Here is a 20,966-nt window from a genome sequence, read left to right on the forward strand (position 1 = left end):
TATCCATCCCTGAATGCTGACTCTCACCACAGACGAATACGAACGCGCGCGCGGCTTTGTTCAGGAGTTCCTGGATCAAACGCCAGAGGATGGACCGGCGGGTTTCGAGTGCGTCTATCGTTCTCATGATTTTGCGGGCTCGCGTATAGTGCTCAGGGTCCGAGGTGCGCGCCAGGACTATGCCCTAAAGGTCGATACGGAATCGCCCGGGACGGGACGTTTGCGCGATGAGTTTGATATGCTCAGAAAGCTGACCGACCACTTTGCGCAGTACGAAACCGCGGGGGTTGTCGATCCAGTCTATATTTCACCGGGTGAGGCGTTTTTTGTGACGCAGTTTATTGACCGCCCCACCGCTGCGGATCTTATCCATAACAGCCTGGATGACGACCAGATCGGCCGCATCTATCGCCGCGCCGGATCGTGGCTGAACGAGCTGCACAGCTTTCAACCCATCAAGACCTATGATTTCCGCCCTAGCTGGATGATCGACAGGCTTCAGGCTTTGCTACGTCTTGCCCCGGACATAGCACAGCCCTGGGGGCGGAATATGGTACAGCATCTGACTGACGAGGCATTACAGCTAAAAGGCACCCCTGAACTGCTGGTCCTTGCACACGGAGATTGTCACAGTCAAAATCTGATCGTCGGGCAAGGCGAAATGATCGGCCTGGATTTTACCGAAACGCGGGAAAAGCTGGCTGTATATGATATTGTCGACTTTCTAAAGTCCGATATCTTTCGTGATGGCACTGGTGATCAGATTGATCCAAGCGGCATCCTGAAAACGAACAAAGACATGTTCTTTAGCAAATATCGCCATCCAATTCAGATGGACGTTTTGGATATGTGCATGCGCGCACGTCTGGCGATGGATTGGCTGGACCTATGGCGATTGGACAGAACCTGCAGCGAATACGAGAGCTTTCGCAGAGACCGCCTGAACCTGCGCCTGCAAGCCGTGTATGAGTGAGGGCTGAAAAAGAAAGACCCGAACAGCCTTCACCGTTCGGGTCTAATCATTTTAGCTGTAAGCTAGGGGCTTACTCGCCCGCAGCAGCAGCCACATCCAGAGTCACGCCTGGGCCCATGGTCGAGCTCAGCGCGATTTTCTTCATGTAGGTGCCTTTGGCGCCTGTTGGCTTGGCTTTGGCAACAGCGGTCACAAATGCACGAACGTTTTCTGCCAGCTTGGCTTCGTCGAAGGACGCTTTGCCAACGCCAGCGTGCACAACGCCGCCTTTTTCAGCTTTGAACTGAACTTCGCCGCCTTTAGCTGCTTCTACGGCCGCTTTCACGTCCATGGTCACAGTGCCAACCTTGGGGTTCGGCATCAGGTTGCGGGGGCCCAGAACTTTACCAAGACGACCAACGATGGGCATCATGTCCGGGGTTGCTATGCAACGATCGAATTCAATGGTGCCGCCCTGAATGGTTTCCATCAGGTCTTCTGCGCCGATGATGTCCGCGCCTGCTTCTTTCGCTTCGTCAGCCTTGGGGCCACGAGCGAATACAGCAACGCGCATTGTTTTACCGGTGCCATTCGGCAGGCCAACAACGCCACGAACCATCTGGTCCGCGTGACGGGTGTCAACGCCCAGGTTCAGAGCGATTTCGATGGTCTCATCGAATTTCGAAGTTGCGTTGGCTTTGACCAGGGCAACTGCTTCTTCGACCGACAGGTTTTCCTTGCCAGCGACAGCTTCGCGCGCAGCGCGGGTACGTTTACCGAGTTTTGCCATCTTACTTCACCTCGATGCCCATAGAGCGGGCCGAGCCCAGGATGATCTGCATTGCGCCTTCGACGTCGTTGGCGTTCAGATCTTTCATTTTGGCTTCGGCGATTTCGCGAACCTGCTTCGAGGTCACGGATGCCACGGTCTCACGACCTGGGTTTTCCGCACCACGGGGGCGATTACGCTTGCCAACCGGCTTCAGGCCAGCTGCTTTCTTCAGGTAATAAGACGCTGGTGGCGTCTTGATGTCCATGGTGAAGGACTTGTCCTGATAATAGGTGATCACGGTCGGGCAAGGCGCGCCTTGCTCCATGTCTGCGGTCTTGGCGTTGAACGCCTTGCAGAATTCCATGATGTTGATGCCGCGCTGACCCAGCGCCGGACCAACTGGCGGCGACGGGTTCGCCTGACCTGCAGGAACCTGCAGTTTCATTGTACCAGCAAGCTTCTTGGCCATTTGGTTTTCCTTTCAACTAAAGTGAAACGCGTTTCACCCAGATTATGTTGCGTGGTCCGATCCGGGATCGCGATCCCGGTAATCTCCCACGAGAGAATCTCGCCCAAAGACGATAGAGGCGGCATTTACAGGGGAACGGAAGTGTTGGCAAGGGTTTGAATCACGGCCTGAAGCAGCCACATCGAACCCAAACCGACCCTCGCACAAAAGCTAAGCAACAGCAAACCAGCATCTGTCATCGCCCAATGAGATTGCACCCGCTACATGCACAACCTTGCGCGCTATCAGAGCAACTTAGCAGCCGCCATAGTTCTTGTTTCCACTCGCCGTGATTGTGTAGGTTCCGCCTCTTGGACCCGTGTAGCATCGTGAGGTCACGCGCCTAACGCTGGCAACCGGTCGGCGGTACGAAGATACTCTCCTGATCTGAGCACCCCACTCACACGCGAGACCATCGCCATCAAGATCCATATTATGTGGATCAGATACAGGTCCACCAGAGGCTAAGAAGAACCTTTGCGCTGCTGCGCCATTCGGAAAGTCATCACAATACTAGTCACCCCCTGCTGCCTCGGATGAAAACGGTCGCTCGTAGGATTTGGTCCCAGCTGTAGACAGGCTGTACTGACCATAATTGCTATAACCACATTGGTTCACTTTTCGAGCAGCCAGCTCTGCTTCGATCATCAGTTTCCCCCGCAATGTCGTACTTGGGAGCCGATATGCGGAACACAGCTCTGCGGACGATGCGCGCGCTACTTTCGAGGACAACACTTCGGGTGACAAAACATCAGCGGTACACGCAGCCAAAATCAAGAAAACAAAATAGATGAACGCACGCATGAAAAACGCCTTGTGGTCACTTTTCGAAAAAAACATTCGGTCAAATCAATAGGGCAGTTTTGTACCAACCCAGATCATCAATGTAAACGTTCAGCCAGCCAAGATCCTGCACTGGCTAGGGCAATGCGACGCCTCAAAATCCACCGAATAAATTTTGCCTCCTGCCTCTGGTCATCCACGCCCTCGACCATCCCGTCGAAATCCACGAATGGACCAGAGTAGGCCGTGATCTACTCGCCGATTTCGAACGAGATCATCAGCTTGGGCGCTTCGCCGCCTCGCCGAATGATGTAGAAAACCTGGTGCACCTCTGCCTTGCTTGCCAGTTGTCGCGCAAAGGCTAATCAGGACTGTGTGATTGCCAATATCCCAAGCGCGATCAGGCAGGCCCAGCCGATGCGGTGAAGAAAGCGCGGCTCTTTCAGGACGAGCGCGGCAAGGACTACGGATACCGGAATCGAGGCCTGCCGGACCGCGCTGACAGGTGCGGCCTCGGCGCCTAACTGGAAAGCTTTCAGGATAAAAAGGTAGGATAGATAGGACGCAATCCCTGCGAATACGATCCGCCACGGGGCGAGTGTCCAGCCTCGTACCACGCCTAGAAATGGGGTCGACATATGGCGATCTTCCCAGGCCCGGATGCCGGCAAGGGTCAATGTCACCAGGATATAACAGTAGAACAGGAAAGGCGCGGGGGTTGTTTTTTGCATAGCGCCTGCATCGCTCAGCGAATAGGCGGCCGAGCCAAGCATCGCCATGACAGCCAGCGCAAAAGCCTTGTGATCATGCAGCAATCCGCCCGGAGATTTCTGGATCATCAGGCTGCCCATCAGGACCAGCGAAATCCCTACAAGGATGAGCCACGAATACTGCTGATCCAGCGCAAGCCAGCTAAAGGCAACGATGGCAATCGGCGAGGAACGGATGATCGGATAATACACCGAAAGGTTGCCCCGGCGCAGGGCTGAAAGCGTGCCATAGTAATAAAAACTCAACCCCAGGGAAGAAACCAGCACCAGAGGCCAGACCTCGCGGCTGACGGTCAGGGGCTGGCCAACCAGTCGAGCGTGAAGCGCCGCAAGAATGACCCAGGTCAGCGCTACACCGACATAACAGGACACCGGATGCGCCGTGTCTTTCAACAACAGATCCCGCAGCGGATGTGTCGCCGCCGAAATCAGAACCAGAACAATCAGGCCAAGTTCCATATCTCAGGTCTGATGAAGCGGATTGCGCTGCAGAAAGGTGTTATAGTGCACAGTCATCTGGTCGTCCGCAACCTGCACAACTCCATAGGCTGGCGGTTCATCACAGAATTCCCCGTCAACGCTGTCGGCAGTCAGAGGGATTTGGTGATTGAGGCTGGGCAGACTGGTGAACGGGATGCCACGCCAATTCACATAGGTCATGCGATGGACATGCCCATAGAAGACGTGGCGAATGTTACGCCCGTGACCGAGTGTTTCAAAAAACACTTCGGCTTCGACCAGGCGGATGTCGTCCACATAGGGAATGCCGATGTCAAAAGGCGGGTGGTGCATGAACAAATAGCAGGGCTTATCCCCCGCCGAGATCAGCTGTTCTTTCAGCCAATTCAAACGCAAGGTGCACAGCTGGCCTTCATGCATATCCGCACCGTCTTTTGTCGTATCCAGAAAGATAAACTTTCCCGCGTCGGTCTCGATGCTGTGCTGAACAAAGCCATTTGAATCCACATGGTCATCCGTAAAGACCGTTCTGAAAACCTGACGATCATCATGGTTGCCGATCATCAGGTGACAAGACAGCGGGAAACCGTCCAGATGTGACTTGAGCACCTGATAGGCTTCAGCCCTTCCAAACTCGGCCAGGTCGCCGGATATCACGCAAAACGCTGCATCCGAATGCCATTTGGCGATGTCCTCAAGGCAACGGGAAAATTGGGTCGAAGGAACGCAGCCATTCAGGTGCCCGTCTTGGTCAACAAGGTGTATATCTGTAATATGTATGAATTTCATCTACCTGCCCACTTGCCTTGTATGGTTGTCCAAATATGCCAGGCGGCCGGGTTCCATCCCCATTGGTTACGACAAAGATTATCCCGATTTCGACAGATCAGTTCCGCCCTGATTTGCCCGGGTCTGATAACGGGCTGAAGGCTCCAAAACAAGAAACGCCGCAGTGCCCAGGGCAACGCGGCGTTGTCAAATTTCGCTAATTGGAAATTAGCTTTGTTTGGTGACCTGAGTGAAGTCCAGCTCGACCGGGGTTTCTCGGCCAAAGATCGAGACCGAGACCTTCAGCTTCTGGTTATCGTCATCCACACCTTCGACCATGCCGTCGAAATCTTCGAACGGACCGTCATTCACCTTGACCTTCTCGCCAATTTCGAACGAGATCATCAGCTTGGGCGCTTCTTCGCCCTCCTGGACACGGTTGAGGATCTGGTTCACCTCGGCATCGCGCATCGGCATCGGGCGGCCTTGCGGACCCAGAAAACCAGTGACCCGGTTGATCGAGTTGACCAGGTGATACCCTTGATCCGACATTTCCATATGCACCAGCACGTAACCCGGCATAAAGCGACGTTCGGTTGTGACTTTCTTGCCCCGGCGCACTTCGATCACCTCTTCGGTGGGCACCAGAACTTCGTCAATGTCATCCTCAAGGCCCTGCTCGGCCACCGACGTGCGGATCTGCTCTGCGATCTTCTTTTCGAAATTCGAAAGAACGCTGACCGAGTACCACCGTTTCGCCATGAACCTGTCGTCCTTGTTTGCCTTCGGCTGCATTCCATCTACCGGAAAAGCCGTTATTGAAAATCTGTCGCGTCACCCGGAATAAAAAGCGGCGCACAGCCCGAATCGCCGCACGCCCATTCCGAATAGTACCGCGTCACCTACTCTGACATCGCAAGCTGTGCAAGGGGGCAGCGACGTTTCCGACCTGCCCGGCCCGGTTTAACCGAACATGCCCAGAATCAGCTGCAGGCCACCACGAATACCAAGATCGACCAGCGCAAAGAACACAGCCGTCAGTGCTGCCATGATGAACACCATGACCGTGGTCAGCAACACCTCGCGGCGGGTTGGCCAGACGACCTTTGAAACCTCGGCACGGACCTGCTGAATAAACTGGATCGGATTCATAGTTGCCATTTGGCTTTGTTCTCTCTGCTAGCGGATGGGCCGGACATAACCGGGCATTGAGGCAATTTCAAGGGGGCCGTCAGGGCTTGGGCTTATCGTCCCATTCGTCGCTTAGAATGCGGCGCGCATCGCCTTCAGGGTCGTCATACTGGTTCGACCGAACGGTATAGATGAACGCAAACAGGCCAACCCCTCCCAAAAGCAGGGAAATCGGTATGAGATAGGCCAGAACTTCCATTCAGATCACCTTAGCCGCAGCGCGTTCAGAGAAACGGTAATGGACGAGGTCGACATTGCCAATGCCGCGATCAGCGGCGTGGCTAGGCCCGCAACCGCCAGCGGCACTGCAATGATATTATAGATGGTTGCAATACGGAAGTTCTCGCGAATCCGTTTCGTTGCCTTAACCGCGGTATCGCAGGCACCCGCAATCGGCGACAGGTCGTTACCCAACAGCACGATATCGGATGCCACGCGCGCAGCATCTAGCGCCGAGGCCGGTGAAATCGACACATGCGCCGCGGCCAGCGCCGCCGTGTCGTTCAGCCCGTCACCAACCATCAGGACGTGGCAGCCTTGATCCCGCAAGCTTTGCACATGGGTTGCCTTGTCCTGCGGCAGGGCCTGCGCAATCCATGTCTCAATCCCCAGCTTACCGGCCAGCATCTCAACCGCGCCTTGCGTATCGCCCGAGATCAAAATGACCTTTTTCCCCTCATCGCGAAACGCCTGAACCGCCTCAGCCGCACCGGCGCGCAATTTGTCCGAGAACAAGAACACTGAAGGCGCCCGCCCTGCTGACGACAGCCAGGCCGCAGTTTGTTCAGCCTCTTGCCCACCGGTCCATTCGGCGCGTCCCAGACGCACGGGATGGTCCTGAAAGATGCCTTCGGTGCCGTACCCCGGAACTTCAGAGATCCCCTCGACATTTGCGGGCGTGACCCCCGCTTGACGGGCAGCCTGCGCCAGCGCAACAGAGAGCGGGTGCGACGAGGCCTCGGCCAGTGCCAGTGCAATTTCCAGATCTCCGGGCGCATGATCCGCGAGATTGGTCAGCTCCGGCGTTCCCGAGGTCAGTGTTCCCGTCTTGTCGAACACAACCGTATCCACCTCGGCCAGGCGTTCCAGCGCTGTGGCGTGTTTGATCAGCATCCCCTTGCGGAACAACCGGCCCGAGGCCGCAGTCGTCACCGCCGGCACGGCCAGACCCAGCGCACAGGGGCAGGTGATGATCAGCACCGCTGCTGCGATATTCAGCGCGGTGCGGATATCGCCGGAATAGATATACCAGCCCAGAAAGCTCAGCGCCGACAGGATATGCACGCCCGGTGCATAAAGCTTGGCTGCCTTATCCGCCAGCGAAGTATAACGCGACCGCCCAGATTCCGCGATGGCCACAAGATCGGCCATGCGGTGCAGCGAAGTATCCTCACCCACGGCTGTCGCCCGTACGGTCAATGGACCCGTTAGATTTACCTCGCCAGCACTGACCGTCAGACCGGTTTCCGCAAATACTGGCAAGGTTTCACCCGTCAGCAGCGATCGGTCGAGCTCGGATTGCCCGGAAACGATTTCGCCATCCACCGGCATTCGGCCTCCGGGACGTACCAGGATCAGATCTCCCACGCTCAGCGTTGCGACGGGCACCTCAACTTCTTGACCATCGGCCAGCCTGATCGCGCGCGGAACTTCCAACGCGGTCAACTCCTCGGCTGCGGATCGGGCGGCGGCGCGGGTACGGTAGTCCAGATAGCGACCGGCCAGCAGAAAGAACGTCAGGGTCAGGGCGGCGTCAAAATAGGCGTGCTCACCACTCAGCGCGGTTTCCCACAGCGATGTGGCCAATGCCAACAGGATTGCCAACACGATTGGCACATCCATATTCAGGCGACCGACGCGCAAGGCGCTCCAGGCATTGGCAAAGAAGGGCTGCGCCGAAAACGCGATCGCAGGCAAAGCAATCGCTGCCGAAATCCAGTGGAACATGTCGCGCGTTGCATCGGTTGCCCCTGACCAGACAGAGACAGACAGCAACATTACATTCATCGAGGCAAAACCAGCCACCGCCAACCGCATCAACAGGTCGCGACCGGCTTTGTCGGACTGCGTGGCAGACAGGGATCCAGGGTCCAGCTCGTGCGCCTCAAAGCCTACGCGTTCAAGCACCGTGATCAGATCGGCGGCCCGCAGATCGGGCGCGGCTTTGACCATCGCACGTTTCAAGGTCAGGTTCACGCGCGCGTCTTCGACCCCGGGCTGGGCATTCAATTCACGCTCGACCGTGGCAATACAGGCCGAGCAGTGAATTCCCGGCAATGACAGCGCGATCTGCACATCCTGCGGGATCGGCCTTGCGGGCTCTGCCGGGGCGGCGATACAGCCGGGGCAAGCTGCGGTGCCAGAGGACATCTGCGCAGACATCCCCTAGCCTTTCACATAAAGCGGCACGCGCTGTGCAAACTCGGCCCCGCTGTGATCTTTGGCAACCAGCCGAATGTTCCAGTTGCCCGGACCCAGCGATGCCGGAGTCGCATATGCAGTCCCGTCGAATATGAAATCAGGAGCAAAATCATCTTTGACATGGGTCGCGCGGCCCACAACGGCCTGCAGGTCAGCCACCTTGACCGGTGCGCCCGTCTGATCGGTTATATGCAGGATCAGCAATCCGCCCGAAATCTCGGCGCGGATAAACCAGCCCAGCGCCTGATGTTCCTTCAGGCGTTCGTTGAATTCCTGGCTGGCGACATAGGAATTCTTGACCTCGAGCCCCGGAAAGGTCTTCACCGCGCTATAGGCCAGAACCAGGTTCACCGTGATGATCACGCCAAAGGATGCAACGAACACAGCCAGCGCATGTTTGCCGGTGAATTTACGTTCAGCCATGTTCAGTTCCCTCGTCCGTTAAACGTGGTGTCCTTATAGGCGCGCTCACCGCTCTGCAGGTCTTCGACCCAGATGCGGACCGGCGTCGTATCCAAAGTTGCTGGCCCGGTGTCGCCCGATGCGACGATGTAAACACGGGTCAACTGTGCCGTATCCGCCGTCACATTGACAGTCTCACCTTCAACCCCCTCGATCTGTATCTTCAGGGCCGGATCACCGGACAGGGTCAGTTGGAATGGGCGGTCCTCGCCATGTTTGTTCCGCAGTCGTACATCATAAGTGTTACGGATAGTTCCGTCAGAAAGGGTTACAAATGTCGGGTTTCGCACCGGCGCTACGGTCAGATCAATGTCAGACCGGATGAACAGGGCGAACAAAAGCGCGAAGCCAACCGCAGACCACATACCCGTATACATGATGGTCCGAGGCCGCAGGATGTGTTTCCAGACATTCTTGGGCGGATGACCGGCGCGTTCACTCGATTCGTCGCTCAACGCCATGTAGTCGATCAAGCCACGCGGCTTGCCAATTTTGGCCATCATGTCATCGCAGGCGTCGATGCACAGCGCACAGGTGATACATTCAAGCTGCTGACCGTCGCGGATGTCGATACCGACAGGGCAGACATTCACACAGGCCATGCAATCAATGCAGTCCCCAAGATCGGAATCCGCGGTCCGCTTGCCTTTGCCGCGCGGTTCACCGCGCCATTCGCGATACCCAACCACCAGAGTATCCTCGTCCATCATCGCGGCCTGAATGCGCGGCCAGGGACAGGCGTAAATACAGATCTGCTCGCGTGCGAACCCACCAAACAAAAAGGTCGTCCCCGTCAGGATCAATATGGTTGTATAGGCGACCGGATGTGCATCTCCGGTCACTAGGTCACGGACCAGCGTTGGCGCATCCGCGAAATAGAACACCCAGGCACCACCCGTTGCCAGGCCAATAAACAGCCAAGCGACCCATTTGGTGACACGCAGCCTTGCTTTGTGGAAATCCATCTTTTTCTGACGATGCAGGCGCAGACGGGCGTTTCGATCACCTTCGATCCAGCGCTCGACCAAGATATACAAATCAGTCCAGACGGTCTGCGGGCAGGCATAGCCGCACCACACGCGCCCCAGCGCCGATGTAAACAGAAACAGGCCCAGACCGGCCATGATCAGCAACCCGGCCACGAAATAGAACTCGTGCGGCCAGATCTCGATCCAGAAAAAGTAAAAGCGCCGGTTGGCCAGATCCAGCAGCACCGCCTGGTCCGGGAGGCTGGGACCGCGATCCCATCTGATCCAGGGTGTGACGTAATAGATCCCCAGCGTGACCGCCATGATGAACCATTTCAGGTTGCGAAACGGGCCGGACACGCGGCGGGGAAAGATCGGTTCGCGCGCTGCGTATAGGCTGGGGGCGGGGTCGGAATCGCTCACGGGCTGGCTCCAGATGTAGCTGTTCTACGGCGTCTTCTTCCAGATCATACGGGCAGCCACTTTGACATGGGTCAAAAGCGCATCGTAAAGACACCTTTTGTCACATCTTACCAGCTTGCCGCCTGAGCCACCTGATAAATATCTTCACCCCAGGACGAAGCGGCATATTTCCGGTGACAATATGGTATCCGCGCCCGTCGAGTTCGCGGAACAGTTCGACCAATCGACCCGCAATGATATCCGCTTCGACAAAATGCCGCACGGTGGCCGTCACACCCTGCCCGGCGCGCACTCCCTCAAGCAGCAGGTTTCCCGGCAAGGCGATGCGGCCAGCGCCGGGGCTATGGCCCACGCCGTGACGGGCCAGCCATTGCGTTGCCTCCGTTGTGCCGAACTCCTCAAGCCAGGGCAGACGGCTGAGTGCTTTAGGTGTCACAGGTGCCCGCCCAGTCAACAGGGATGGCGCGGCGACAATCACGATCGGACTTTGCAACAGCAGTTCGGCCGTCACATCGGGCCAGTCCCCTGCCCCATATCTGATCGCCAGATCCACGCCGCCCGGGCGCAGATCGACCAACCGGGGCGAGGGATCCAGCGCAAGGTGAATGCCTGGATGCTCGGCCTGAAATGCGGGCAAGCGCGGCATAAGCCATGAAGCTGCGAAAGAGGCCGTCAGCGATACGTGGACCGGGCGATCCTCGGTTGCACGCTTCAGGTCAGTGACCGCCGCACCTATGGCCCCAAATCCCAAATGCAGGGCACGCGCCAGAACCTTGCCCTCGGCCGTCAGGGTCATGGATTTACCGGATCGGTCCAGAAGGGCCAGATCCAGGTGTTTTTCAAGCGCACGCAGTTGTTGGCTGATCGCTGCGTGACTGACATTCAGCGACGCCCCTGCCTGAACAACATTTCCAGTCTCAGCAAAGGCAGAAAAGGCGCGCAAAGCCGCAAGCGGCGGCATATCCATCCAGTTCATCTGTAAGTCCTACTTACATATTGGAATGGTAATTGAGTCGCATTTATCAGGCTAAAGATCAATCCTGATAACAGCGGCAACACAATCCAGGAGGGATCAGATGCTTGCGATACTGGCACGAAGTTTCATGGTAGCCACCAAAACAGAGGCTAACGGCAAAGGCACTGGCACAGATAGCCGCGACCTTGCGCGCGGCAGTTGGCTGCCGGACCATCACTGGTGGATTGAAAAGTCTGGCCCGCGCGAAAAGGCGCATCTGGACTGCACCAATGGGGGCCTGTAGTCTGAAAATAGTAGCACCGGCTGTTCAGGAAACGCGCGAACAGAGAGAACAGCCGGTGCCTTAACCTTCGGGCGGCGAACCGTCCGAAGGTATTCTTTTGGCCTTACTGACCGCCACCCAACTGGTGGACATAGGCCGTCACAGCGCGGATCTGCGCGTCGGTAAGGCGGTTTTCCCAAGCAGGCATTACACCGAAACGGCTATTGGTCACGGTCTCAGTCAATGCCTCTGCGTCGCCACCATAGAGCCAGATCGCATCGGTCAGGTTGGGTGCGCCCTGAAAGACGTCACCAGTGCCATCCTCGCCATGACAGGACGAACAGTTATCTTCGAAGACGACCTTGCCTGCCTGCGCAGCTACGTCATCAGTCTGCGCATTGGTCAGGGACATCACGTATTGAACCACTTGGGTGATCTCGTCATGTTCCAGGATTTCGCCAAATGCAGGCATTTCGGAATAGCGCGCATCGTCGCTTTCCTCGTTGCGAATGCCATAGGCGATTGTGGTCTCGATATCCTCAAGCGAACCGCCCCACAGCCAGGCGTCATCCAGCAGGTTCGGGAATCCTGGTGCACCCTGCGCGCCTGAGCCGTGGCATTGCGCACACCAGGTACGGAACACCGCGCCCCCGGCATTCGCCGCGTATTGCTGCAGTTCGGGATCTGCCGAGATATCTTCAAGCGATGTTTCCACAAGCTTGGCGTTCCAAGGGGCATTCGCCTCTTCAAACGCAATCATCTCTTCTTGTACCAGAGCGCGAGAGGACCAGCCCAAAACGCCAGCAGTGGCGGATTGAACCAAGGGCCATGCGGGATACATGATCGTATAGATCACCGCCCAGAAGATGGTGGCGTAGAATGTCCACAACCACCAGCGCGGCATCGGGTTTTCGAATTCTTCGATACCATCCCAGCTGTGGCCGGTTGTACTCGGATCACCCGGCTGTTTTTCAGGTGTCTTGCTCATTGCCGCGCCTCCTTGGATGTGGCGGGATTGTCGTCGCCCCGCAGGGGCGCTGGTGCATCATCATGCCGAAACGGGATATTCGCGGTGTCCTTGTATTCCTTGCTGGAACCCGGGCGAAAAACCCAGATTATGATCCCAACAAAGAAAACAAAGAGCAGCAGCAACATCCAGCTATCCGCGAATTGCCGTAAGAGTGTATATTCTTCCATCACACCCTCCTTTACCGGTTCGCGTCTGGGGTGAAGGTCGAGAAATCGACCAGCGTTCCCAGCATCTGCAGATAAGCGACCATCGCATCCGCTTCGGTCAGCTCGGGCTGACCATCGAAGTTCCGCACGCTGACCTTGTCACCATAGCGTTCCAGCAGGCCGTCATAGTCACTGTCGGGATCGGCCTGCGCCCGGAAATCCGCCACGGCGTTCTCCAGCATCTCTTCGGTATAGGGCGTGCCTACCAGCGCATTCGCCTTCATGACATCACCGATATACTTACCGTCAATCTTGCGATGCTCGAGGAAGCCGTATTTCGGCATTACAGATTCAGGCACCACCGACTGCGGGTTGCGCAGGTGATCCACATGCCACTGGTCAGAATAACGACCACCGACACGGGCCAGATCAGGGCCGGTGCGTTTGGACCCCCACTGGAACGGATGATCATACATTGATTCAGCCGCCAGCGAGTAGTGGCCATAGCGCTCGACCTCATCCCGCATCGGGCGGATCATCTGACTGTGGCAGACATAGCAGCCTTCGCGGATATAGATGTCACGGCCCGCCATTTCCAAGGGGGTGTAAGGGCGCATGCCCTCCACCTTTTCGATGGTGTTCTCAAGATAGAACAGCGGGGTGATCTGCACGATGCCACCGATGGTCACGACCAGGAAGCTGAAGATCAGCAGGAGGGTCGCGTTGGTCTCGAGGATCTTATGTTTGTCGAGAATTGCCATTGCTCCGGCCCTCCTTATTCAGCCGGGACCGCGACGGTCAGGCTGGCCTCTTTGGCCGGCGCTTTCCGCACAGTCATCCACAGGTTGTAGCACATGATCAGCGCCCCAGCGAGGAACATGACCCCACCCAGAGCTCGCACCACATACATCGGGAACTTGGCAGCCACGGTGTCGGCGAACGAGTTCACAAGGAAACCGTTGGCATCCACTTCGCGCCACATCAGGCCTTCCATGATACCTGTCACCCACATCGACGCGGCGTAGAGCACGATGCCGATAGTGGCGAGCCAGAAGTGCCAGCTGACCATCTGCAACGAATACAGACGCTCACGCTTCCACAAGACGGGCACCAGGAAGTACAGCGCACCAAAGGTGATCATGCCGTTCCAGCCCAGCGCACCCGAATGCACGTGACCAATGGTCCAGTCGGTATAGTGGCTCAAAGAGTTAACCGCTCGGATCGACATCATCGGGCCCTCAAAAGTGGACATGCCATAGAAGCCGACCGAAATCACCATCATCCGGATCACCGGGTCCGTACGCAGCTTGTCCCACGCACCCGATAGGGTCATCAGGCCGTTGATCATGCCACCCCAGGACGGCATCCACAGCACGATCGAGAACACCATGCCGAGTGTCGAGGCCCAGTCGGGCAGCGCTGTATAGTGCAAATGGTGCGGACCAGCCCAGATATACAGGAAGATCAGCGCCCAGAAGTGGATGATCGACAGCTTGTAACTGAACACCGGACGTTCGGCCTGTTTCGGGATGAAATAGTACATCATGCCCAGGAAACCGGCAGTCAGGAAAAAGCCCACAGCATTGTGGCCGTACCACCACTGGATCATTGCGTCCTGAACGCCTGACCAGACGATGACAGATTTCGAACCCCAGATGCTGACAGGGATAGTCATGTTGTTGACCAGATGCAGCATGGCGACGGTAACGATAAAGGCCAGGTAGAACCAGTTCGCCACATAGATATGAGGCTCTTTCCGCCTGACGATTGTTCCCAGGAACACGGCAAGATAGGCCACCCAGACGATGGTCAGCCACAGATCGACATACCACTCCGGCTCGGCGTATTCCTTGGACTGGGTTCCGCCCAGCACATACCCGGTCGCAGCCAGCACAATGAACAGCTGATAGCCCCAGAAAACGAACCATGCCAGATTGCCGCCCCACAGGCGCGCGGCGCTGGTCCGCTGGACGACGTAGAAGGACGTAGCGATTAGTGCGTTGCCGCCAAAGGCAAAGATAACCGCCGATGTATGCAGCGGACGCAATCGGCCAAAATTCAGATATCCTTGTGCCCATTCAAAGTTCAGCACCGGATAGGCCAGCTGAAATGCGATGAATGTCCCGGCAAGAAAACCAACCACGCCCCAAAAGGCCGTCGCGATTACGCCGTAACGGACCACATCGTCCATGTATTCGCCTGAACGATCTATGAGGATATCTGGCTCATCCGTGTTTCTAAGCGTCCAGATGAACAATCCCGCGGCGATCAACATCACCAGAATTGCATGCACCTGATACGCCAAATCGCGTGCATAATTGGTCCCGATCGCTGCAAACAGCACGATCAGACCAAGCACGATCAGCTTGATGTAATTTGACATATTGCGTCCCTTTGCCATGCTCCGCGCGATTCATTTTTGTCGCGGAACCCATTTGACTGGTCGTTGTTTTGTCCGAGGACAGCCCAAACTGCTTTGATCTGTATCAAGACAGAATAGCGAATATTGTGACAAGGCTACAGAAATGATTTGGCCGGAATGTCGCGGACGGAACGGCCCTGGAGGCAAGAGGTCAAGATGGCGTATAAATCCCTTCTCACAGTTCTAACGGAAACGGAACAATCGGCCCCGGCGCTGGCACAGATGGCAGCTCTGGCCACAGCCCAGGATGCGCATGCCGAAGCCCTGTGCTTGGGGGTCGATCGCAGTCAGACTGGTTATTACTATGCTGGCGCCAACGCGCTGATTCTGCAGGAGACCCTGTCCCGCGCCAAAGCAGAGGCCGAGGACACCCTGCACTATGCTGAGACCTATCTGAACAGTTCCGGCGTACGCTGGTCTGCAGAAAGCGGCGTGGCCCAGATTGCCGATATTGGTCGCCACGTCGCCCATCGGGCGCGGTTCTCGGACCTTGTTATTCTGCCGCAACCTTACGGAAAAGACCGCGGCGTCGAAGCAGAGCCTATCGTCGAGGCAGCCATGTTCGAAGGTCACGCTCCGGTTCTGGTCATTCCCGAAAACACGACGCCTTTTGACAAGCCCGGTACTGTCTTGGTCGGCTGGAACGAAAGCGTCGAAGCCATGCGCGCAATTCGCTGCGCCCTACCCTTCCTGATCGGGGCCGATCAGGTGCGGATCGTGGTGATCGACCCACCAACGCATGGGCCGGATCGCTCGGACCCCGGTGGGTTGTTGTCCCAGATGCTGTCGCGCCACGGAGTTAAGTGCGAAATCGACGTGCTCAGCAAAACAATGTCGCGTGTATCGGACATCCTGAACCGCCATGCGACGGATACCGAAACAGATATGATCGTCATGGGCGCCTATGGGCATTCCCGATTCCGAGAAGCCATCCTGGGCGGCGCGACACGTAATATGCTGGAACAATCGACTGTTCCAGTGTTCATGGCACATTGAAACGGCAGAGCCGCCCAGCGGGCGGCTTTTACCCGCGTTTCACAAGGCCGATCAGGAAAAGCAGAATGATCGCCCCGATGGTGGCGAAAATAATGGACGAGACCAGACCGCCGCCAACGGCAAAGCCAAGGGCCGGGAAAATCACCCCCGCCAGAAATGCGCCAACTACGCCGACGATGATGTTGCCAATCAGGCCGAATCCCCGACCTTCCATGATCTTTCCGGACAACCATCCCGCGATGGCACCAATAAGCAGCATGGCCAAAAGGCTGCTGAATCCCATGACTTACTCCTGACGCAGTTTCACTGGTCCCACTAAACCACGGTTAAGACAACGGGTCACGCCGTATGTGAATCACACCAGATATCCGCCATCGGAATCGTCGCCTGCCTCTTCCATCAACCGGCCCATATCCGGAACAGATACACGGCGCTTTCCTTCTAGCAAGATGATCTCGTCTTTCTTCAAGGCGGATATCTGACGGCTGACAGTTTCCAGTGTAAGGCCAAGGTAGTCTGCCATCGCCTCGCGCGTCAGCGGAAGATCAAAAACGATTGGGCTGGAACTCCCGTTCTGCCCAATCGACGCATCCCGGCGCGCGATGATGGACAACAGGCTTGCGATTTTTTCGCGCGCAGTCTTGCGTCCCAGCACCAGCATCCATTCACGGGCAGCGTCCAGCTCATCCAATGTCATCTGAAGCAAACGATGCGCGATATGCGGAGTCGCACCCATCAGTTCTTCGAACGGCTTCTTACGGAAACAGCACATGACAATGTCAGTCGTTGCCACGACGTCGTAAGGCGCTGAATCTCGACCTGGACGACCGACGAAATCGCTGGGCAGCAAAAGGCCAACCATCTGCGTGCGCCCATCTTCCATGGTCTGAGTCAAAGAAGCGATCCCCGACACGACCGAGCCCACGAAATTCATCTGATCACCGGACCAGATGATTGTCTGCCCAGCCTCGAAGCTGCGATAATATTTAATACCTTCAAGAAGCTCCAGCTCATGAACATCGCAATGCGCACAGACTGCTCTGTGGCGGATTGGACAATCTTCACAGTTTGTATGATCGATTTTGAAAATCTGTGTCATGCGCGTTCCCACTTGATCTCTATCAAGGTTGCTAGGCGTGCCGTCCTCTAACGGTATCGCCATGATAGTTAAACCACAACTTGCAAAGCTTGGACTATTTGACGCGAAAGTACCGCGCTACACAAGCTATCCAACAGCCCCTCACTTCAACAATGATGTGGGGGTAAACCTTTACGAAGACTGGATTACCGGCATTAAACCCGGCAGCTCCGTCTCGTTGTACATACACGTGCCCTTCTGCCGCAGGCTGTGTTGGTTTTGTGCCTGCCGAACACAGGGGACGCAAACTGACAACCCGGTCATCGCCTATGTCGATGTCCTCAAGGCCGAGCTTGATCTGCTGGCCGCGCGCCTGCCTCAAGGCGTCACCCTCTCGCGTCTGCACTGGGGCGGCGGCACACCAACGCTGTTGAATCCCGATCTGATGCGAGATCTGGCCACACGCATTCTGGATGTTATCCCGCTGGGCCCGGGTGCTGAATTCTCGGTCGAAATCGACCCGAACGAGATTGACCAAGCCCGACTGGACGCGCTGGCCGAAGCGGGCATGAACCGTGCCTCGATCGGCGTGCAGGATTTCGACGATGAGATTCAGAAAACTATCGGTCGCGTCCAAAGCTATGACACCACGCGCGCAGCTGTGGACATGATCCGTGCCCGCGGCATTACCAGTCTGAACGCAGATATCCTGTACGGTCTGCCGCATCAGACCAAATCAAGGATGACTGAAAGCGTACAGAAACTGCTGTCACTGAACCCCGACCGCGTTGCGCTGTACGGATACGCCCACGTGCCGTGGATGGCCAAGCGGCAACAGTTGATTCCTTCGGACGCATTGCCCACGCCCGAGCAACGTCTGGAGCTGTTCGAGACGGCGCGTCGACTGTTCCTCTGGGATGATTACGCCGAGATCGGAATTGACCACTTTGCCACGCAGGATGATGGTCTGACACATGCGCTCAGGACCGGGCGACTGAAACGGAACTTTCAGGGTTATACGGATGATCAGGCCGAGGTGCTGATCGGTGTGGGCGCAAGCTCGATCTCGCGGTTTCCTCAGGGCTACGCCCAGAACGCACCGGCAACATCGGCCTATACGAAAGCCATCCGCGAGGGGCGCTTCGCAACCTCGCGCGGACATTTGTTCAAAGGGCAGGACATTTTGCGCGCACGTCTGATCGAAGCGCTGATGTGTGATTTTCAGATCAATTCGGCTGAGATTCTGCGTGACCACAACATATCCGCCCAAGAGCTGAACGAGATGTACCAGAGGGCCAATGCCGACTTCAACAATCTGCTACACGTCACCAAGGATGGCCTGTTCATTCCACCCGAGGCCCGGCCGCTGACCCGAATGATTGCCCGCAGCTTTGACGCCTATGACCTGAGCAAGGCTGGCCACAGCTCGGCGATCTGATTGCTTACAGGTGGGCCCGGTTGTGCGGCCTGCCGCTTAGATACCAGTACAGGGGCTTGACGCGAGCCTCTGGTTGTCTTCACACTTGGGCGGAACGATCCGAACCCTGAGGCAGGTGAATTCGCAGTCAGTCCTCGCCCACGCAGCCGTGTGGGTCGGCCCTTTTCGTGCAGGTATTACTGCAACCTGAAAAGAGGGACATCACTCATGCGCGTATTCACCGTCCTCGGCCCCAGCCAATCTGGCAAGACAACCCTGGTCGAGGCCATAAGCCGCCTCGACAACCGACCCACCACATTCGATGTCTCCGGAACCGTGCACTTGCACGGTTTTTCTTACTTGGACGAGCCCTGGTGCGCGATCGATGTGGACGGGGGCAGCGACAATCTGGGTTATGTCGGACCAGCCATGGCGATTTCGGATGCGGCGGTTGTGGTTGTCCCGCCGGACCCAGACGCGGCTGTCTTGTGCGCGCCCTATCTGCGGCTGGTTGAAGAGGCGGGCATTCCCTGTTTCCTGTTCATCAATCGGATGGATGCCCCAAATGGCCGTATCCGGGATATCATCGCCGCGCTACAGACCTACTGCACCCACCACATCGCCCTACGTCAGGTCCCTATTCGCGACGGTGAGACAATAGTCGGCGCGGTCGACCTGATCTCGGAGCGGGCTTGGAAATATCAGGAAGGCCAGCCCTCGGCCCTGATCGAACTGCCGCACTCGGTCGAGGACCGCGAACAAGAAGCCCGCACCGAGCTGCTAGAGACGCTGTCGGACTTTGACGATCACCTGTTAGAGCAGCTGATCGAAGACAAACAGCCCGCAAGTGCCGAGATCTACGATCTGGCCGCGCAGGTTTTGCAGAACCACCAGTTGATCCCCGCCTGTCTGGGCGCGGCCAGCCATGGCAATGGCCTGACCCGCCTGATGAAAGCCCTGCGGCACGAAGCCCCTGAGTTCAACCTTGCCGCCAACCGCGATGAGGCCACCGAGACTGCCCGCGCCATTGCGGGATTCGCGGACGTGAAGAAACATATCGGCAAGATCATCGTCCTTCGTGGCTTGGGAGATGGCGTGCGTGCGCATGAAGCTTTGGGAGGTGAGACGGTCGGCAATCTGACGACACTTGACGCCAAGACCCAGATTTCCGGGCTGGAGGCAGGTCAGATCGGGCTGGCCGTGAAATCCGATCACCTGATCCCCGGCAATATTTACGACAGCAAATCCGAATCTCCGTTGCCGGAATGGGCATCATCACATCCAGTCGCCCAACGTCAGATCGTATCACCCGCGCATGAGCGAGATGACGTGCGCCTGTCGAACGCTCTGACCCGTCTGGTCGAGATCGACCCCGGTCTCCATCTGGAGCAGGATGAGCTGAGCGGCCATGCGGTGCTGGGCTCTCAAGGCCCGCAGCACATGCGCCGGATCACCGCCAAACTGGCCGAAGATTTCGGGATCGAAATCGTGGCCGACCCGATCGAGACCGCCTATCGCGAAACCATCCGTGCGCCCATCGAACACCGCCACCGTCACCGCAAGCAATCCGGTGGTGCGGGTCAGTTTGCAGATGTCGTGATCTCGGTCACGCCCATGCCGCGCGGATCAGGGTTTCAGTTCGAAGAGATCGTGAAAGGCGGTTCGGTGCCGCGCAACTATATTCCCTCAGTTGAACACGGAGCCAAGGACGCGCTGGAGCAGGGGCCTGAGGGCTTCCCTGTTGTTGATGTCAAAATCACGCTGAGTGACGGCAAACACCACAATGTGGACAGTTCCGATTATGCTTTCCGCACCGCAGGCAAGAACGCCGTACGCGAGGCGCTGCCTCAGGCCAAACCGGTGGTCCTGCAACCCATTCTGAACGCAGAGATTCACCTGCCATCCGATTTTGTCGGCGACCTTGTCCCCACGATCAGTTCCTTACAGGGTCAAGTGCTGGGATTCGAAGGCAACCCCAACGCTTCGGGCTGGGAGATTTTCAATGCCCAACTCCCTGCCGTGGCCGAGGATGAGTTGCATCGCACCCTGGCCAGCGCCACGCGCGGCACCGGTTGGGTAAAGTTAAGCTTTGATCACTATGAAGAACTGCGCGGCCCGATACCGAAAGCGACAACACGGGAAACCGCAAACGCGTGAAAAAC

Annotated in this window: 23 protein-coding genes and 1 pseudogene; 5 read left to right on the top strand and 19 right to left on the bottom strand. The window is 57.0% G+C overall.

From position 1 onward, the window contains the following. The first annotated feature begins 13 nt into the window (after positions 1-13). Positions 14-973 carry a phosphotransferase gene (locus AC2FH2_RS11545; RefSeq protein ID WP_496823638.1) on the top strand — a complete coding sequence of 320 codons (960 nt, stop codon included), beginning with the start codon at positions 14-16 and terminating at the stop codon, positions 971-973. A 70-nt stretch (positions 974-1,043) separates the two neighbouring features. On the opposite strand, the gene rplA is transcribed toward AC2FH2_RS11545, so the two are convergent. From rplA to AC2FH2_RS11610, 13 genes and pseudogenes are all read right to left on the bottom strand, one after another. Then, positions 1,044-1,742, bottom strand: a complete 699-nt coding sequence (gene rplA / locus AC2FH2_RS11550; RefSeq protein ID WP_142636917.1) for a 50S ribosomal protein L1 — start codon at positions 1,740-1,742, stop codon at positions 1,044-1,046. 1 nt (position 1,743) lies between these two features. Then, positions 1,744-2,193 carry a 50S ribosomal protein L11 gene (gene rplK, locus AC2FH2_RS11555; protein WP_085823307.1) on the bottom strand — a complete coding sequence of 150 codons (450 nt, stop codon included), beginning with the start codon at positions 2,191-2,193 and terminating at the stop codon, positions 1,744-1,746. 294 nt (positions 2,194-2,487) lie between these two features. Further along, positions 2,488-2,733: pseudogene (locus AC2FH2_RS11560) on the bottom strand (hypothetical protein); the annotation flags it as partial. Between the two features lie 12 nt (positions 2,734-2,745). Then, positions 2,746-3,072, bottom strand: a complete 327-nt coding sequence (locus AC2FH2_RS11565) for a hypothetical protein (protein WP_496823640.1) — start codon at positions 3,070-3,072, stop codon at positions 2,746-2,748. A gap of 308 nt (positions 3,073-3,380) precedes the next feature. Continuing rightward, positions 3,381-4,244 (bottom strand): EamA family transporter, encoded by an 864-nt coding sequence (locus tag AC2FH2_RS11570; RefSeq protein ID WP_496823642.1) that lies wholly within the window; start codon positions 4,242-4,244, stop codon positions 3,381-3,383. A 3-nt stretch (positions 4,245-4,247) separates the two neighbouring features. Continuing rightward, positions 4,248-5,033, bottom strand: coding sequence for a phosphodiesterase (locus AC2FH2_RS11575; protein WP_496823644.1), 786 nt, complete (start codon positions 5,031-5,033; stop codon positions 4,248-4,250). 207 nt (positions 5,034-5,240) lie between these two features. Continuing rightward, complete coding sequence (nusG, locus tag AC2FH2_RS11580; protein WP_142637254.1) at positions 5,241-5,774, bottom strand: transcription termination/antitermination protein NusG; 534 nt, start codon at positions 5,772-5,774, stop codon at positions 5,241-5,243. Positions 5,775-5,975: 201 nt separating this feature from the next. Next, entirely contained in the window at positions 5,976-6,173 is a 198-nt protein-coding gene (secE, locus tag AC2FH2_RS11585; protein WP_142636925.1) for a preprotein translocase subunit SecE, read from the bottom strand. Positions 6,174-6,243: 70 nt separating this feature from the next. After that, positions 6,244-6,402 (bottom strand): cbb3-type cytochrome oxidase assembly protein CcoS, encoded by a 159-nt coding sequence (gene ccoS / locus AC2FH2_RS11590; protein ID WP_142636927.1) that lies wholly within the window; start codon positions 6,400-6,402, stop codon positions 6,244-6,246. 5 nt (positions 6,403-6,407) lie between these two features. Then, positions 6,408-8,585: a heavy metal translocating P-type ATPase gene (locus tag AC2FH2_RS11595; RefSeq protein WP_496823646.1), complete on the bottom strand. Its 2,178-nt coding sequence runs from the start codon at positions 8,583-8,585 to the stop codon at positions 6,408-6,410. Between the two features lie 3 nt (positions 8,586-8,588). Beyond that, the gene (locus AC2FH2_RS11600; RefSeq protein WP_271949816.1) at positions 8,589-9,047 is read right to left on the bottom strand and encodes a FixH family protein; all 459 of its coding nucleotides are present in this window, start codon (positions 9,045-9,047) and stop codon (positions 8,589-8,591) included. 2 nt (positions 9,048-9,049) lie between these two features. Continuing rightward, the gene (gene ccoG / locus AC2FH2_RS11605; protein WP_271949814.1) at positions 9,050-10,477 is read right to left on the bottom strand and encodes a cytochrome c oxidase accessory protein CcoG; all 1,428 of its coding nucleotides are present in this window, start codon (positions 10,475-10,477) and stop codon (positions 9,050-9,052) included. A 100-nt stretch (positions 10,478-10,577) separates the two neighbouring features. Further along, positions 10,578-11,453, bottom strand: coding sequence for a LysR family transcriptional regulator (locus AC2FH2_RS11610; RefSeq protein WP_496823648.1), 876 nt, complete (start codon positions 11,451-11,453; stop codon positions 10,578-10,580). Between the two features lie 100 nt (positions 11,454-11,553). Between AC2FH2_RS11610 and AC2FH2_RS11615 the strand changes: the two genes are divergently transcribed. Continuing rightward, on the top strand, positions 11,554-11,736 hold the full coding sequence (locus AC2FH2_RS11615; protein ID WP_142636937.1) for a hypothetical protein: 183 nt from the start codon (positions 11,554-11,556) through the stop codon (positions 11,734-11,736). A gap of 103 nt (positions 11,737-11,839) precedes the next feature. On the opposite strand, the gene ccoP is transcribed toward AC2FH2_RS11615, so the two are convergent. From ccoP to ccoN, 4 genes are read right to left on the bottom strand one after another with little or no spacing between them, the layout of a single operon-like run. Next, on the bottom strand, positions 11,840-12,703 hold the full coding sequence (ccoP, locus tag AC2FH2_RS11620; RefSeq protein WP_142636939.1) for a cytochrome-c oxidase, cbb3-type subunit III: 864 nt from the start codon (positions 12,701-12,703) through the stop codon (positions 11,840-11,842). After that, complete coding sequence (locus AC2FH2_RS11625) at positions 12,700-12,912, bottom strand: cbb3-type cytochrome oxidase subunit 3 (protein WP_142636941.1); 213 nt, start codon at positions 12,910-12,912, stop codon at positions 12,700-12,702. Before AC2FH2_RS11625 ends, ccoP begins: the two co-directional genes overlap by 4 nt. An 11-nt stretch (positions 12,913-12,923) precedes the next feature. Further along, the gene (gene ccoO, locus AC2FH2_RS11630; RefSeq protein ID WP_142636943.1) at positions 12,924-13,652 is read right to left on the bottom strand and encodes a cytochrome-c oxidase, cbb3-type subunit II; all 729 of its coding nucleotides are present in this window, start codon (positions 13,650-13,652) and stop codon (positions 12,924-12,926) included. A 14-nt stretch (positions 13,653-13,666) separates the two neighbouring features. After that, positions 13,667-15,274: a cytochrome-c oxidase, cbb3-type subunit I gene (ccoN, locus tag AC2FH2_RS11635; protein ID WP_142636945.1), complete on the bottom strand. Its 1,608-nt coding sequence runs from the start codon at positions 15,272-15,274 to the stop codon at positions 13,667-13,669. A gap of 195 nt (positions 15,275-15,469) precedes the next feature. On the opposite strand from ccoN, the gene AC2FH2_RS11640 reads away from it, so the two are divergent. Then, a complete protein-coding gene (locus AC2FH2_RS11640) occupies positions 15,470-16,309 on the top strand; it encodes a universal stress protein (protein WP_496823650.1) in 840 nt (279 codons plus the stop codon). 28 nt (positions 16,310-16,337) lie between these two features. Here the strand turns inward: AC2FH2_RS11640 and AC2FH2_RS11645 are convergent, their stop codons facing one another. Then, positions 16,338-16,592, bottom strand: coding sequence for a GlsB/YeaQ/YmgE family stress response membrane protein (locus tag AC2FH2_RS11645; RefSeq protein ID WP_271949803.1), 255 nt, complete (start codon positions 16,590-16,592; stop codon positions 16,338-16,340). A 72-nt stretch (positions 16,593-16,664) separates the two neighbouring features. Continuing rightward, positions 16,665-17,408 (bottom strand): transcriptional regulator FnrL, encoded by a 744-nt coding sequence (gene fnrL / locus AC2FH2_RS11650; RefSeq protein WP_281973102.1) that lies wholly within the window; start codon positions 17,406-17,408, stop codon positions 16,665-16,667. A 61-nt stretch (positions 17,409-17,469) separates the two neighbouring features. On the opposite strand from fnrL, the gene hemN reads away from it, so the two are divergent. Both hemN and AC2FH2_RS11660 read left to right on the top strand, forming a co-directional pair. Then, positions 17,470-18,825 (top strand): oxygen-independent coproporphyrinogen III oxidase, encoded by a 1,356-nt coding sequence (gene hemN, locus AC2FH2_RS11655; RefSeq protein WP_496823652.1) that lies wholly within the window; start codon positions 17,470-17,472, stop codon positions 18,823-18,825. A gap of 207 nt (positions 18,826-19,032) precedes the next feature. Beyond that, entirely contained in the window at positions 19,033-20,961 is a 1,929-nt protein-coding gene (locus AC2FH2_RS11660; protein WP_496823654.1) for an elongation factor G, read from the top strand. The last annotated feature ends 5 nt before the right edge of the window (positions 20,962-20,966 follow it).

It is taken from the genome of Ruegeria sp. YTSA105, assembly GCF_059610225.1.